The sequence below is a fragment of the Pedobacter sp. 05L430 genome (assembly GCF_056397585.1).
In genome coordinates this window covers 1-802 of record NZ_JBFTNT010000588.1, presented here as the reverse complement: position 1 = coordinate 802, position 802 = coordinate 1, and the positions used below count along the sequence as shown (strand labels likewise).

The window sequence follows — 802 nt, the reverse complement described above, 5'->3', positions numbered from 1 at the left end:
GTTTTTATCCTCATTATCACAAACATGGCGTACAATTATTTTGTCGGTTTTAGGGATATTGGTTGCTTTTGGAGTTAGTTTGATAACATATATTAATCCAATGGGCGCGGTGCTTTTGATTTTAGCGGCGTTGTTTGTTGTTTTTATGATCTTTCTTTTTAAAGAACCTTATATAGGTCTATACGCCTTAACGGCTTATTGCTTTCTATTTGGGATCTTATCACGTGAGGTTGGTGGTATAGCCTATGGTATAGGAATAGAGGCTCTTTTGTTGCTGATTTGGGTAATTGTGATTATTCAGCACAAGCGATATGACTGGACGCGCTTAAATAATCCGCTTACCAAACTAATGCTGATGTGGTTTATCATTAGTGTAGTTGAAATTATAAACCCTGAAGGAGCCAGTGTGATAGGGTGGTTGCAGGAGATAAGAAGTACTGCGCTGTTTCCTATGCTGATCATCCCCCTGGTATTTCTGTTGATTGACTCTGAGAAGAAACTAAACTGGGTGTTGATATTGTTAATTGCTTTGTCGTTACTGGCAACTTTGAACGGTATGAAGCAACAGCATATAGGTGTTTCATCTGGTGAGCAAAAATTTTTAGATGAAGTTGGAGCAGTTACCCACTTATTATGGGGAAGATTAAGGGTCTTTTCTTTTTATGGTGATTCGGGACAGTTTGGTGTTTCCCAGGCTTCGTTTGTAATGATTGCTATTGTGCTTGCAATAGCTCCGTTCAAATCATGGAAARGGGTACTTGCCCTGATTGCTGCCGGATTATCTTTTTACGGAATGCTGATT

At 39.1% G+C, this 802-nt stretch carries 1 pseudogene; it reads left to right on the top strand.

What is annotated here, in order from left to right:
- A pseudogene (locus AC1DG9_RS27480) lies at positions 1 to 802 on the top strand (O-antigen ligase family protein); the annotation flags it as partial.